The sequence below is a fragment of the Aneurinibacillus thermoaerophilus genome (genome assembly GCF_019603355.1).
Lineage (GTDB): Bacteria > Bacillota > Bacilli > Aneurinibacillales > Aneurinibacillaceae > Aneurinibacillus > Aneurinibacillus thermoaerophilus.
Window position 1 is genome coordinate 3,024,610 of sequence record NZ_CP080764.1, and the last position, 13,058, is coordinate 3,037,667.

General features: G+C 39.5%; 13 protein-coding genes, 1 pseudogene and 1 riboswitch. Of the genes and pseudogenes, 2 read left to right on the forward strand and 12 right to left on the reverse strand.

The window, feature by feature from the left end; genetic code table 11:
• Positions 1 to 2 precede the first annotated feature (2 nt).
• A riboswitch (cyclic di-AMP (ydaO/yuaA leader) is annotated at positions 3 to 134 on the reverse strand.
• Positions 135 to 618: 484 nt separating this feature from the next.
• The gene (locus K3F53_RS15620) at positions 619 to 1,812 is read left to right on the forward strand and encodes an MFS transporter (protein ID WP_220559098.1); all 1,194 of its coding nucleotides are present in this window, start codon (positions 619 to 621) and stop codon (positions 1,810 to 1,812) included.
• Positions 1,813 to 2,089: 277 nt separating this feature from the next.
• Here the strand turns inward: K3F53_RS15620 and K3F53_RS15625 are convergent, their stop codons facing one another.
• The 10 genes and pseudogenes from K3F53_RS15625 to K3F53_RS15670 all read right to left on the reverse strand — a co-directional run bounded on the left by K3F53_RS15625 (position 2,090) and on the right by K3F53_RS15670 (position 10,289).
• Entirely contained in the window at positions 2,090 to 3,487 is a 1,398-nt protein-coding gene (locus K3F53_RS15625; protein ID WP_220559099.1) for an FAD-dependent thymidylate synthase, read from the reverse strand.
• Between the two features lie 24 nt (positions 3,488 to 3,511).
• Positions 3,512 to 4,603 (reverse strand): HD-GYP domain-containing protein, encoded by a 1,092-nt coding sequence (locus K3F53_RS15630; RefSeq protein ID WP_057897728.1) that lies wholly within the window; start codon positions 4,601 to 4,603, stop codon positions 3,512 to 3,514.
• 112 nt (positions 4,604 to 4,715) lie between these two features.
• Complete coding sequence (locus K3F53_RS15635) at positions 4,716 to 5,018, reverse strand: YunC family protein (RefSeq protein ID WP_057897727.1); 303 nt, start codon at positions 5,016 to 5,018, stop codon at positions 4,716 to 4,718.
• A 73-nt stretch (positions 5,019 to 5,091) separates the two neighbouring features.
• The gene (locus K3F53_RS15640; RefSeq protein WP_057897726.1) at positions 5,092 to 5,349 is read right to left on the reverse strand and encodes a DUF6154 family protein; all 258 of its coding nucleotides are present in this window, start codon (positions 5,347 to 5,349) and stop codon (positions 5,092 to 5,094) included.
• A 156-nt stretch (positions 5,350 to 5,505) separates the two neighbouring features.
• Positions 5,506 to 6,948 (reverse strand): bifunctional metallophosphatase/5'-nucleotidase, encoded by a 1,443-nt coding sequence (locus tag K3F53_RS15645; protein WP_057897725.1) that lies wholly within the window; start codon positions 6,946 to 6,948, stop codon positions 5,506 to 5,508.
• 11 nt (positions 6,949 to 6,959) lie between these two features.
• The gene (locus K3F53_RS15650) at positions 6,960 to 7,775 is read right to left on the reverse strand and encodes a sulfite exporter TauE/SafE family protein (protein WP_057897724.1); all 816 of its coding nucleotides are present in this window, start codon (positions 7,773 to 7,775) and stop codon (positions 6,960 to 6,962) included.
• A 385-nt stretch (positions 7,776 to 8,160) separates the two neighbouring features.
• Positions 8,161 to 8,553, reverse strand: a complete 393-nt coding sequence (locus K3F53_RS15655) for a hypothetical protein (protein WP_057897723.1) — start codon at positions 8,551 to 8,553, stop codon at positions 8,161 to 8,163.
• Positions 8,554 to 8,934: 381 nt separating this feature from the next.
• Positions 8,935 to 9,089 (reverse strand): annotated as a pseudogene (locus K3F53_RS15660) (small, acid-soluble spore protein, alpha/beta type).
• Between the two features lie 318 nt (positions 9,090 to 9,407).
• A complete protein-coding gene (locus K3F53_RS15665; RefSeq protein ID WP_246615647.1) occupies positions 9,408 to 9,704 on the reverse strand; it encodes a hypothetical protein in 297 nt (98 codons plus the stop codon).
• Between the two features lie 252 nt (positions 9,705 to 9,956).
• The gene (locus K3F53_RS15670) at positions 9,957 to 10,289 is read right to left on the reverse strand and encodes a hypothetical protein (protein ID WP_057897721.1); all 333 of its coding nucleotides are present in this window, start codon (positions 10,287 to 10,289) and stop codon (positions 9,957 to 9,959) included.
• A 238-nt stretch (positions 10,290 to 10,527) separates the two neighbouring features.
• On the opposite strand from K3F53_RS15670, the gene K3F53_RS15675 reads away from it, so the two are divergent.
• Positions 10,528 to 10,992: a LysR family transcriptional regulator substrate-binding protein gene (locus K3F53_RS15675; protein WP_281423700.1), complete on the forward strand. Its 465-nt coding sequence runs from the start codon at positions 10,528 to 10,530 to the stop codon at positions 10,990 to 10,992.
• A gap of 106 nt (positions 10,993 to 11,098) precedes the next feature.
• On the opposite strand, the gene K3F53_RS15680 is transcribed toward K3F53_RS15675, so the two are convergent.
• Complete coding sequence (locus tag K3F53_RS15680; RefSeq protein WP_220559101.1) at positions 11,099 to 12,295, reverse strand: MFS transporter; 1,197 nt, start codon at positions 12,293 to 12,295, stop codon at positions 11,099 to 11,101.
• A gap of 14 nt (positions 12,296 to 12,309) precedes the next feature.
• A complete protein-coding gene (locus tag K3F53_RS15685; RefSeq protein WP_057897718.1) occupies positions 12,310 to 12,774 on the reverse strand; it encodes a MarR family transcriptional regulator in 465 nt (154 codons plus the stop codon).
• Positions 12,775 to 13,058 lie beyond the last annotated feature (284 nt).

Consider the following 13,058-nt stretch of genomic DNA (forward strand, 5'->3'; position numbering starts at 1 on the left):
AGTTTTACTCCCTTCATGCCTACGAGGTTAGTTGACGGGTTAAGAGGAGAAGGTCTCTTTCCGCTTGCACGGATCCACCCCAAAAATAAATTGTCCCCCGTTCCACGTTACTGTGGATTCGGCAAGTAAAATTTTCTATATAATAGGCCACCTCTTATAATTAAGGAAATCTTTTTCTTTCTATCTCTTTCCACTAACAACGTTTACAGTTTATCGAATTATATCGAAAAAGAGAAGAATTAGAAGAAAAAGTTCACAATTTAGACACATTTTGTTGAATTTTTTTGCAACCTATCGAAATATATCTGTATATTAAGCTGATGTTTACTCGATATGAAAGGAAACGGGGCAAGCAACACGCTGCCACGGTCTATCCGGTATGCCTATCATGTTTGCGCCGTCTCTAGCATAGCAAAATGCGAAGGCTTTCTCTTCATGTTTTCCCCTCCCTTTCCCTCTCGCTCCTGCTCTTTCGATTCACTTTACGCAAACAAAAACCCCTGCTTCCTCTTGGTTAGAAGACACGTTTTCTGACAAAACCATATATATAATGAAAGGACATTCTATCGAGATTATCGTAAAATTACGGTAAAGCATTCTCAAAAAGGAGATGAGCATATGAAAGCTCCCTCGCGAACTGACGTTTCTCCCGCCCTTTGGACCCGGGATTTTATATTGACAACCCTATCGAACCTATTTCTGTTTACCAGCTTTCAAATGTTAATCCCAACGCTTCCTGTATATGTGGAGCAAAGCGGCGGCAACGAATTCTCTATTGGGCTTGTTATCGGGATTTTTACCGTATTCGCTCTGCTTGCTCGCCCGTTCGCCGGAAAAGCACTTGACACGCTCGGCAGGAGAAAAGTAATGGCTATCGGTCTGCTTATTTTCATTCTTTCGGTGGCAGGTTACTACTGGACAACAACCGTATTTCTTATTTTAAGTCTGCGAGTCATTCATGGCATCGGATGGGGAATTGCTACCACCTCCTTCGGAACGGTCGTCTCTGACATTATTCCGGCGCAACGACGTGGAGAAGGCATGGGATACTATGGCCTTTCTTCTACGCTGGCGATGGCGCTTGCACCGCTGTTTGGCATCTGGCTTGTAGAAAAAACCGGCTTCGGAATGCTGTTTTTTGTTTCTACATTGCTTGCTGTGATAAGCTTTCTGCTTTCCCAGATCATTCGCTATCCAGATGTTTCTGTTTTCGTTCCTTCTCCGGAGCCAAAACATCGTAACCGACTCGATGAATGGTTAGAGGTAAAGGCGCTATTTCCTTCATTTCTTGCAATAATGCTCGGGCTTACATATGGCGGGATTGTTACCTTTATTACGCTGTTCGGCAAAGAAGCAGGAATTACAAACGTAGGATGGTTCTTTCTGACTCACGCTCTCATGGTTATGATCGTCCGTCCTGTGGCGGGCAAACTGTTTGATCGGCGTGGACACGTATGGATCCTGCTGCCAGGGGCATTCTTCACAGCTGTAGGATTGCTGTTTTTATCTTATTCCAATAATTTGTTGTCACTTATTCTTGCTTCTGTATTCTACGGCATCGGGTTTGGCGCTATTCAGCCGACCTTACAGGCGTGGACGATTAACAGGGTGGCACCCAACCGGCGTGGCGCCGCCAACGGCACGTTCTTCTCCGGATTTGATCTGGGAATCGGCGCGGGTGCTATGCTGCTCGGCACCATAGCAACGGCAACCAGCTACGCGGTCATGTATCGTATTTCGATTGTATTCATGGGACTGTATCTTATAACATATTCGCTTTATCTGGCTAAGAGTGCAAAAAAAAGCGCCTAGGTTCTCATGTTAAGCAACTTATCCATTCACCTCTTCTTCCCGGGCTTGATTGATTTTTTGCGCGATTTTTCCTTTTGTACTGCAACAAAGCCGTTAAAAAGTGGAAAAGAGCACACAACTATCTTGTGTCTTAAGCGACCAAGATGTTTTGTGTGCTCCGCTTAGAGAACAGCTTTGCGATCGAGTTTACTTTTTAAGCAATTAAGCAACAGAAAGAAGGGAAAGTTCGTGAATAGCGAACGGACAAAACATGTAGCCCAACGCCCTAAGCGCTTTTTTATTTCTTCAAATGCCGATCCATCTCAAATCCAGGCAAAGAATGTTCCATATCATGGAAAATGCGTTCAAGTTGAAAGGCCACGCTGCGAATTTCATCCTGTGCGTATTCTTCCTTACGCAGCGTCACGAAATGGGCCAGTCCGTACATGTTTGCATAAAACGGCAATCGGCGCGCGTTAGCGTTCAAGACAACATATGGCGCGATGCCAATTAAGCCGTTCTCCACCAATTCATTGTACAATCGGTGCGACTCTGCCCGCATAGTCAGCAATGTATTGATGATGCGCTCCGCTTCTGGCGTGCCGGATGCTTCCACTGCTTCTTGTGGAAGAATCAAGCCGTAACGCGTATCCGGAAGTTGAAGTGAAAAGTCGAACGCACGATGCCGGATAATCTGGTGATGACAGCCTTCGGAGCATGTCACCGCCACACGCTTACCAAATGCGCGCATGATGGCGGGAAGTTCGCTGAATCGGTTCATCTTTGCCAGATCGCCCAGCACCATATCATCCGAGCGTGTAAACGCAAGCGCTGCGGCGTCTTTCGTCACTTCCACAAACGGGCCGTTATACACCGGCAATGTTTCCGGTTCCTGCACACGACGCTGATAAAACTCTGCCATATAAGAGCAAAGATACGGCGTCGCTTCCGTATGGCTGATAAGCGAAGGCAGCACTTCGGTCGTATGCTTGCGAATTTTCTGCGCTATCTCCACCACTTCGCTGCTATACCCTTCATGTGATAGCATTTCCGCAATCGCGTCGGAAATGGCACGAGCATTGCCGGTGACAGCTACGTTTGATTTAGTGGCCAGAGGCAGCACATTGCGCGCATTTTCATACGCAAGCTTTTCTACAGCACTGTCTTTCATGCCAGGGTGTTTTGCTTTAATCAAGGCAAAGAAAAGCGGAACAAGCTCTTCATATTTCCGAAAGCATTCTTTGCCAAAGGTGATATAGTGTTCCTTTAATTCTGGATGCTGATCCAATTCCCGCGGAACAACGAAGTCCTGCGGCTTCTGGTAGCGAAGGCTAAATTCCGTAAAAGATAGCCATTTCGCCGCCTGCACCGTTTCTAGAATTTCTGTAAACCAGCGAGATACACCTTCAATGCAGAATTGGGCAAAAGCATGCTCTTTAATGCTGGAATGACCGTAATCAACCCCCCACTTCTTCATGAAACCACCAGCATGTGCCGCCGATTCTTTAAACATCGAAATCATGTCAACATCCGGCAAATGCAGCATATCTTCTTTAATTAAATCGTACAAATTATCACGGAAGCTGCGCGGACTGCGGCTTACTTTCGCAAAAACAGTGCCGACAACTTCGGTCGGCACATTCTTAATCGCGTATACGTTATCTTCCGTACTTGTGACATAGTTCTCTAACTTCATATTTTGTTTCACCTCATCCTATAGCTACAAAATTGTATCACATTGCACAATCATCAGCGTTGATTCCCTAGCAAGATCAATCTCGTAGTATGGCTCCGCGCTGCTTCCATCCGGATTTTTAAGAATTCGTACAACCGGACGCCCCGGCAAATCCCGGTTATAATCTACCACAACGCCTGTAGCTCCGTTGCTCAGCGTCACTGCAAGCCCAACTGGGTAAATCGCTACTGTTTTGTGGAATGCTTCAACAACCTTCTTCTCGAACTGGGTTCCAGAACCTGTGTAAATTATCTCCATAGCCTTATGAGGAAGCATCGCACTGCGGTAGACTCTGTTGGCTGTCAAAGCGTCAAACACATCACATACGGCCAACAAGCGGGCATATTTATGAATGTTGTCCCCTTTTAACCCGCGCGGATAGCCTGTTCCATCCATCCGCTCATGATGCTGGTACGCGCAATGCGCGCTCAATAGCGGAATTCCCTGCTGATGGCGCAAATATTCAAATCCATATTCCGCATGTTTTTTCACCTGAAAAAATTCCTGATCCGTAAGCTTACCCGGTTTATACAAAATTTCGCGCGGAACCATTAGCTTTCCGATATCATGCAGCATTGCTCCCATACCGAGTTCGAGTAATTCTTTATCATTATAACCTAATTCTAACCCAACAGCAGTAGCGTAAATGGTTACATTTAAAGAATGGGCATAAACATAATGATCCTGTATGTACATATGACTCAAAAGTCCCATCGCCCTATGGTTATGCTTCAAATCACTAAGAATCGCTTCAAATGCGGTACGAAATGCGGCAAGTGTGCCGGGGGACAGGCGCGCCTTCCACTTCTGTTCCGCATGAATAATCTCATTAAATCCGCGATAAATCATTTTCGCCGCTATTTGCCTCGTTTCAGCCGAAACCGCTTCGTTCCTTTCAACATCCGCAGTTGCTTCATCGTGTATGTATAATGCATAAATTCCTTTTTGTTCTAACCTTTGAATCATACTGCCTGTCAGTATCATGTCGGTATTGAGCAATATAGTTCCCTGATCTGTGCAAATCGGCTGCGCCAATCTCATGCCTGGCCGGCAATGACGAATCGAGATTAATCTCATACTTCTTAACTCCCTATTACTATCTAGTCTCTTTTTCTCATTATACCTATCCAAAGGTAGGAAATATATTGTATAAATGACCTAAAAAAAGCTTTCCTATAGGAAAGCTTTTTTACATCATTGCAAGTATCGCGTCTTTTCCTTTCATTCCCGGAACAATTCCCTGTTCAGCCGCCGCCGTAGTCACCGATTCAAGGGGCGCCTCTAACAATTGCTCAATAGTCCTCACGTCCAGCGCGCGGCCCGCAATAATTCCCCTGCTTGCCAGTCGTTCATTCAACAGGGCAATATCAAGTGCGCCACACATAATATATCCTTTTTCTGTCGTTATGATTAACAAATTCGTTTTCGGAAGCTGGACGGAGACCGCTGTGACCTGATGGCCATTCAACAGCAAAGGCCTCATCTCAATCATAACATTTTTTTCCTCCTTGTGCCTTTTCCTTTCCCTTAATACAATATGTCATCAGCCCAAGGAGAGTGACTCATTAATGATATCTTTGCTGTCTCAACGGTTCTGGACGAACGTCTCCTACACCTTCCTCGGCCATTTTCATTCGCAGCATTTCCATTAAATAAAGGCCAAGCATCTGATAAATTTCTGTTTCCTGCATCTCCTGAATCCACTGCAACAATTCTTCTTTGCTCTGCCCGTGAAGAAGACTCATTACAATAGCCGGAACGTCTTCTTCCTCTCCTACCAGTTTGTCGCGATAAAGGTTGTAGATATTATCGACTAACTTCATGAATGAAACTACCCCTTTCCTATCTGTCCGCCGGTACAGGCAGTTCTTTTTCTATATGCACATGACTTCGTACTTGATAAACTGATACACTTTTGCCGTTCATTGTCGTAGTATAAATATGGAAACATCAAACAAGATGTATATAGTATTCCCTGTTTACTCAGCATACCAATGCCTGTTCAACGATTTTTCCAGCGCTTCTTTCGTACGTAATTGCTTCTCCAGAACATCGCGCAAAAACTCAGGGAGATAAAATTTCGTTCCCAATCCTTTTTGGAAAGTAGGAAAAACAATCCCAAAAGTAAACATATCAATTGTTCCAACAGAATACAACTGTTTTTTCCGTAACGGGCGTCCTTGTACCTCTACTCGAACGATTCTTCGGCCTACCGGTGCCAAAGGATTGTAGTAAATATCGGCCCCATCCACACACAAACATCCAAGCACTTTGCCTCGGAATCCAAATCCCTGGATTTGTTTTTTTATAATTTCCTCATTTAGGGACTCTTCCAATATGTCCAGCAATTGCTCGCCTGTCAGTTTCATCCGGCAAGGATTAATCGGATGCGGACAAAGTGAAAGAATATCCTTACGGGTTATATTTCCCTTCTCAAGGGAAAACAAAAGTGTACCTGAATTGACAATTCCGATTTCTGCATCGACCCAAGAACGCAGTCCAGCCGCAAGCAAATTCCCCAGCGGTGATTCTTCTTCCCATGATACAGGAAGATCGTATTCTAAACGAGCAACGACCTCTCCCATAACCTGCTCAGCATGCCTTCTGTGCCTATCAACAATCCGTTCCACTTTCCCGTCCGGTTTGTATAGGTGAGTGGGTAAACAACGGGCCTCAAGTTTACAAATCGTTTTTTTTAGCTTGTCATATGTAATCGTGACATGTCCTATATTCTGCCCGAACTTACCTGTCTGGCAAACAAGCGTATGGTTTATCCGTTCCCCTTCTGCAAGGTACGTATGTGTGTGGGCGCCCAGAATAACATCGATTCCATCAATATTACGGGCCATTTCCACGTCCCATTGATAGCCGACATGAGACAGCACAATAATGATATCAACATAAGGCCGAATGCTAGCCACCTGTTCGGCGACGACACGCGTGGGATCAAGCGTGATAAATCCTAATAGCTTATACACTTCGGGAAAAGAAGCGGTAACTCCAATCCAGCCAACCGTAAAATCACCGTACTTTGTAATCGTATAGGATCGTAAAAAAGGTGGAGGCTGTTTCGTTTTTGCATCCAGCAGGTTAGCACAGATGACAGAAAAAGCCGCGTTCCGATACAATTCATTAAACTTCGGTCTCGGAAATGTAAGTCCTTCATTGTTGCCGATGGTAACAAAATCATACCTGGTCTCATTCAATACGTCCACATTGACCTGTCCCCAGGTGGCTTCTGTTTGTAGCCGCATCCTGTCCATGTGGTCGCCCAAATCTACCGTAACGACGGGGTACCCTTGCTTTTGTAGTTCAAGCCGGAGCTGTTTCAAGCCTGTTGCGATGCGTGCCATCTCTTCAAAATGGCTGTGCAAATCATTCGTGTGCAATATATGCAAGGTGTTTTTTTTGTTTAGCCCCATACACTTCCCCCTTACACCAGTCCTTGCCAAAGCATGCGAACAGCGATCAGCAACAATACAAAACGAAGAATACGCTCAAGCCATTTTCCAGAAAGCTTGCGCGACAAGCGGCTTCCGAGATTTCCGCCAAGCCAGGCGCCAGGTGCGGTGGCAATAACTGCGCTCCATACAATATGTCCAAGCGTAATATGCGTTACGCTACCTACAAGCGAAGAAAGCAAAATGACAAACATGGATGTCGCCGCAGCCACATGAGGCGGAAAACGGAACAGCACAAGTAAAAACGGCACAAGCAATGCTCCCCCACCAATGCCAAATACACTGGATAGAATGCCGACCAAAAAAGCGATACCGATAGCAAGAGGTTTAGAATATCCATATGTATATACATGACCACTTATATCCGTGTATGTTCTTGTTGTTTTCCAGTGCCCATTTTTGGGCCGCAGTTTCGAACGGTACGTTAAGATGAACAACATCAACAACATGAACAGTCCATAATATATGTTAAAAGATTCTTTATCAAAAAAAGCGGATAACCAGGCTCCAATAACAGCGCCAGGCGCGCTTCCGAAAAAAAACAAAAGAGCGCTTGAAAAATCAATCAGCTTCTGTTTAGCGTAGCTGATGCTGGAAGATAAAGCTGTAATAATAATTAGTATCAGCGAAGTGCCGATCGCTAGTTGCGGCGTAATCTCGGGTGCCCCCGGAACAAGTTCCGACAAATAAAACAATGCCGGTACAAGAATAATTCCTCCGCCAAGCCCAAGCAAACTTCCGAACGTACCCGCTACCACCCCGACTAGCGTCAAGACTAACCATCCCATTTCTCAATCCACTCCACTCTTCATTACCTTCTTCTACGTCTGTGCTTTTTATTATCATATCACATAAAAAACTCCCAAACGAATCGTTTGGGAGTTTTTCTTCACAACACTCACGCCGATTAACCGATCGAGCCTTCCATTTCGAATGGGATGCCACAAACCCGTATACTTCCGCTCCTGGAATCCCTTCTTTCAACGCATGAGCGGCTGCCTCCTGTCATCATAACGCATTCAGTTTCAATAATAAACTAACCGACACGCAGCCAGGCATCGCTGTTTCAAGGAACTATTTGCTCTAACATTTCATGTAATACACACGCTTCCCTTTTGTTACATATTAACATGTAGCAAGGATGGTAAAAAATATTTCTATTTCATTAAGAAATCACATTTTATAGAATCTATAACCAGGAAGTTTGGTATCCTTAGTATGGTAGACATAATCGGGGTTAACTTCAATGGTAAAACCTTCTCTCAAACTGCCTGTAATTGTTCCCTCAGTGATATATTTACCGATTGACCCTCCCGATTGTGGATATCCTGAAACTACAATCCAATCGCCACAATTTTTGCATTTAAAGAATGTACCTGTGAATATATAGTCTCCAGTATTCTCATCTTTAACAACTGCTGTTCCTTTGGCTGCCATTCTATGAATACCATCACCATATGGGCAATCTCCCTCCTCAGCATGAGCATGATAACCTTGCCCTAACAAAAACACAGAAAATATCACAGAAAAAACAAAGGTAGACAATAGAATTTTTTTCAATTTCATAATTATCACTTTCCTTCCTTTGAATTTTTAACATATAACTAATGGAAAGCTACGTAGCTATTCAATCTTAAATCAGGTACCTATCTATAAATTTAATATATTAAGAAAATAAGATCAAATATATTTTTACATATGATACAAAAAATGATCAATTTATAATAAATTGTAAATCTTTTATGTAAATACTATAAAAAAATCCACGTCACCCAAACAAACAGCAAGGTTCATAGCTATTTGCATGCTATTGTTTGTTTCCAGCTTCTTTTCTTTCAGATAAATAAAAAACCTCCCGGATTTTCCGAGAGGCTTATGACAAGTCCCCATACCTTGCGTATCACATACTATGCAATGTGGAGAGTTTTATTGTAGGTTTCTTCCATTTCATTGTTGCTCTGCCATTTGTACAAGACGCTTCGTAATCTCCCCACCTACAGAACCGTTTTGATGTGATGTTGTATCCGTCCCTAATACCACACCAAATTCAGCAGCGATTCATATTTCATTTGGTCTAGGGCGGCTCTTGCCTGTGGAGCCAGTAATTGTACGTGATGATTAAAAACGACGCATTAGCGCTGATGATTTCAATTTATCAAACACGATCATTAACGCTCAAACCACTCATAGAATATGACAATTACACATTTCATTCATCAAATAAAATCATAGAAAGTCAGTTCATTTAGGCACAAATTAGGCATAAGACTTCTTTGAAATCTAATTGTTTAAGTTAACGTTTTCTTATTTTAACTATCCAACTTAGTGTAGCCTATCCACCAATCTGTATTTTAAAAAAGAAAGAGGCTTTTAAAGAGACTCTTCCTTTTTCTAAGAACGTCGAAGGCATTTATATATTTTTAAACCATAGTCGGAAAAATATTCTTAAATGCAAAAAATACAATTAATGTAACTGCTACCTGTCCCATAATAAAAGTTGCATACATTGCTCTTTTTTTCTTATCACTATTTTTTTCTTTATTTTCAAAATACTTTGTTAATAAATATTCAGTTGCAAAACAAGTAAAGTTAGCTATAAATAAAAATAATAAAGTAATATATAAACTATTTTCGTAATTTTTAAAAGAAGTTGAAAATAGTATAATAGTTATCCCCAAAAACACATAAGAAAAAGAAAATTTTTTAAAGAAATTCACTATACCACTCCTTTATTAACAGAGTAAACTTGCTAAGTAATATACAGTAGCAATAATGAACGGGATACCAGCAGATAATCCGCCACTAATACCAAGTAAAGCATCTGTAGCTGCATAAGCTGCATAAGAGCCACTGTAAATTAATCCAATAGCACCTAATACATCACTACAAGAAATTGCTTTAGTTGATATTACATTTGGATCAGGATATTTTCAAGATTGTATATCTTCATATTGACCTTTCACTTCATTTTAAAAATCATTCATTACACCTTCGTCATTCTCATTAACCATTATATCATTATAGTTATCAATATTTTTCTGAAATTCATCAATATCCAATGGATAGTCCAATTCTTTAAGACCTTTATCTAACTTTTCAGGAGCAACTATTTCCATTAGTATATTACCGTTTTCATCTTCATCAGTTTTCAAGTAATCAATCGCGAGTACAGCCACTTGAAAATCTTTTTCATTCCATAATTCACCTACTTCTTTTGCGTGGACAGATACTTGTCCATTAATAGAAAGTGTGAAAACGAAAGCCATTAATAATAATCCAATTTTCTTAAAGTATTTTATCATGTTCTGGTTCTCTTTTTTTCGTATTGTCCCTTGTCAAAATAATTGAACAAACTAAAAATCAAATTCAAAACTTTTAAAATATCTTATAAGAAGCACTTCTTGAATAGAAGATAGCATACAATTTTTGGATAGTCTATATAAAATCTATAAAAAATTTAATTTTATTAAAAATTCTTAATATTAAATTTTAAATGTTAATTTTAAAGTTGTATCCATTCCCTAATTTATCTACCAATTTTTGCAGGAAGATAGGATGGATGCAATCCTAGTAGATACTGAATACAATGGAAAATACTTGAAAAAATTTGAATTATTTTCAGAAAGTTATTATGCAGTGTTTCCTTTGAATCACAGATTTAATAATCAAAAAACAGTGAGGCTTGAAGAACTATGTAAAGAGCCACTCATTATTCATCAAAGTCCTTGTGACACGAGGAAACATATTATTAAACAAATGGATTCCTTAGGTCAAAAACCAAACATTTTAAATGAATTAGATTTCAGTGACTTTATTCTCGGGTCTGTTTCATCTGGAATGGGGGTAACCATAGTACCTGAACTAATTGCCAACAATATCGGACATTTGAATTTATCAGCTTTACCAATCACTAATTTTGGGAGAAACAGAACTATATCACTACTTTCTAAAAATGAACGATTAGGTTTAAAGTTGCATCAAACCTTAACTAAAAATTACAATTAAGAACAAGAAAAGGGTTATATGGCTTTTTAACGGCACAGCATAACCCTCATATTATTATTTATTTGTGAGCGATTATAATTCATCCTACATATACAAATCCTATTGTCTATTCAGAACCTTCTTTAATTTTAACATTTTGGTTTTGATTAAGCACTAGTGAAAATGCTAAAAATAGGATTCCAAGAACAATGAATAAAGAAGTTGAATTTAGGAAATTAACTCCTACAATACCAGCCCCTATTGCCATGCCACAATATCGAACGAAATTAAATAAACCTAACGCTAATCCTCTTTCGTTTGTATATTGATTACTAATCATAGTTGAAAATAATGGTGATGAAAATCCTAATAAAACTCCATAAATAAATAAAACGATACTAAGTATAATGATATTTTTTTCAAGAATAATACCAAATAAAATAATAAGAATTGGCATTAGAAACAAAGTTACATGATATAATTTTTCTAAATCGAATTTTCTCTGTAACTTTTTAAATAGAACACTACCTAAGATCATACTTACCGTTAAAGGTAAATATAATAATCCAATAATCTGTAAAGAGACTTGATAATGGTCATGCAATAAAACAGGTAAATATGTCAGTATTGAAAAATAAATCAGGAAAGTCAAAAAACCAACTCCAATGACATTTATTCCTTTTTTATTTGACCACAAAATTTTATATCTTTGATACATATGACGTTCTTTTCTATCATCAACTGTTTGTTGACCATTCAGTGTTGGAAGTTGATACCCTAGAAAAATCAATAATATCATCGAAATAATGAATAAAAATAAGAATACACCCGAGTAACCATAGTATTGCCCGATGAAACCTCCTAATATTGGTGCAAGTGCTGGGGCTAACGTTAATAGGATTTGGTATGTTCCCATTGCATCCCCTCGTTCTTCCCCTTCAAATAAAATCGCAATCACATTCACTGCGATTAACGGGATCATCGCTGTACCAATCGCTTGAAACATTCGTGCGATAAAAAATACAACGAAATTTGTTGTGAATGCACAGAATAAAATAGAGATACTTGTTAATATGAGACTAAACACTAGTAGTTTCTTCTGGTTTTTTGTATCAATGAACGTTCCTAAAATTACTTGCATGATTGCAGTAATAAAAATAAAACCACTAACCGTTAAATTCACCCAAAAAATTGTAGTTTCGAAAGTGTCTCGGATGAGAGGTATCATGGGTGAATAAATGTTTTGGTTTAAGGAAGCAAAAAAAGCAGAGATACTTAATAAAAGAAGAATAATTTTATTTTTTCGTTGATTACTCTCACTCAATTTCCTCTCTCCTCCTACTTAAGAACTTCATCTTTCAAATGACTTGTAAGAGTATTTAAAAAGATAATAATTGTCTCAAGTTGTTCTTTCGTAAAAGAATTTAGAAGCGACAAGTATTGATCTTCAGCTTCTTTATGCAATCTATCATGAATTGAAGCCATTATTTCTCCTTTTTCAGTTAAAACATAAAAAATTTCCTTTTTGTTTCCCTCATTTTGTCTTTCATCAATAATACGATGCTCCAATAGTTTTTTGATTGCCTTAGTAACCGCTGGTTTAGATACATTAAGTTCCTTAGCTAAATTTGTATTATTCATTCCGTGTTCTTTAAGAAGTGCAACGATATGAAATTGCGTGAGTGTCCAAGAAACGCCAAACAATACATTTCTCTTATTGCTTGATTCAGCCTTTCTAATAGATTCCCTTGTAGTGATTAATTCTTGTAATGCTTTTAAAACTTTCTTTTTAGTACTTTCCATTTATACATCTCTCCTTTGTTAACTGGTTAACAATATCATAAAGGAGTTTTTTATTGATGTCAAGAAATCTAAAAAGGCTTCTGTATTATTCAGTTTTTATAATACAGATACTAATTTGACTATACCGAAGCATAAATCAGACAAAAAAAATTGTCACAAAAGTTGTTGTGACAAGGATGTAAGTCAATTATCGGATTTAACCTCCTACTTCTAGTTGATACACTATATAAAAAAACTATAAAGCTTCGTAAATACAAGTAAATTAGATACTGTAACAATTAAGC

Bases quoted from the DNA above. Each gene is read 5' to 3' on its own strand.
- K3F53_RS15645 (WP_057897725.1), bottom strand. From the start codon at position 6,948: ATGGGGCTAAACAAAAAAAACACCTTGCATATATTGCACACGAATGAT.
- K3F53_RS15625 (WP_220559099.1), bottom strand. From the start codon at position 3,487: ATGAAGTTAGAGAACTATGTCACAAGTACGGAAGATAACGTATACGCG.
- K3F53_RS15650 (WP_057897724.1), bottom strand. From the start codon at position 7,775: ATGGGATGGTTAGTCTTGACGCTAGTCGGGGTGGTAGCGGGTACGTTC.
- K3F53_RS15685 (WP_057897718.1), bottom strand. From the start codon at position 12,774: ATGGAAAGTACTAAAAAGAAAGTTTTAAAAGCATTACAAGAATTAATC.
- K3F53_RS15630 (WP_057897728.1), bottom strand. From the start codon at position 4,603: ATGAGATTAATCTCGATTCGTCATTGCCGGCCAGGCATGAGATTGGCG.
- K3F53_RS15640 (WP_057897726.1), bottom strand. From the start codon at position 5,349: ATGAAGTTAGTCGATAATATCTACAACCTTTATCGCGACAAACTGGTA.
- K3F53_RS15655 (WP_057897723.1), bottom strand. From the start codon at position 8,553: ATGAAATTGAAAAAAATTCTATTGTCTACCTTTGTTTTTTCTGTGATA.
- K3F53_RS15620 (WP_220559098.1), top strand. From the start codon at position 619: ATGAAAGCTCCCTCGCGAACTGACGTTTCTCCCGCCCTTTGGACCCGG.
- K3F53_RS15670 (WP_057897721.1), bottom strand. From the start codon at position 10,289: ATGATAAAATACTTTAAGAAAATTGGATTATTATTAATGGCTTTCGTT.
- K3F53_RS15635 (WP_057897727.1), bottom strand. From the start codon at position 5,018: ATGATTGAGATGAGGCCTTTGCTGTTGAATGGCCATCAGGTCACAGCG.